The sequence below is a fragment of the Burkholderia sp. Ac-20384 genome (genome assembly GCF_017104605.1).
Lineage (GTDB): Bacteria > Pseudomonadota > Gammaproteobacteria > Burkholderiales > Burkholderiaceae > Burkholderia > Burkholderia lata.
Window position 1 is genome coordinate 1 of sequence record NZ_JAAGPE010000687.1, and the last position, 455, is coordinate 455.

Below are 455 nucleotides of genomic sequence, written 5' to 3' on the forward strand. Positions count from 1 at the left end.
TAAAAAAAAAAACATGATGATATCATGCCAGTTTATGTGTATTTAATGACAGATGAAGCAAGTGGTATTAAAGATCAAGTGATTGATTGACCACCAAACAACGCTTAGCCGATTTAGCCAACACAACTAATATCCTTGTTATTATCAAATCAGCCTTAACCTACACTCTTTAAACCATTAGTGACAAATTTTTTAACCAAAACTTCTCCAGCTGGCTGTTACTGTGAGTTTGTTGCAAAACTTTATGATTATTATTGTACTGAGTTTGACATCTAGTCTTTGCTCGATTTCAGAAAGTGCTTGGGCAGGTGCAAGAAAAAGCAAACTGAAATTACTGGCAGAATCAGGCGATGACCGTGACGATAAAGTGTTAAAATTGCAAGAAAATTCAGATGATTTTTTTGCCACTTCACATATTGGTCTAAATGCTGTCGCCATTTTGGGTTTTTTTTTTT

1 protein-coding gene is annotated in these 455 nt (G+C 34.5%); it reads left to right on the forward strand.

Features of this window, described 5'->3' with window-relative positions; translation table 11 throughout:
* Positions 1 to 223: 223 nt before the first annotated feature.
* The coding region (locus tag G3O00_RS42855) for a CNNM domain-containing protein (protein ID WP_206146614.1) at positions 224 to 455 on the forward strand (232 nt) is incomplete at its 3' end.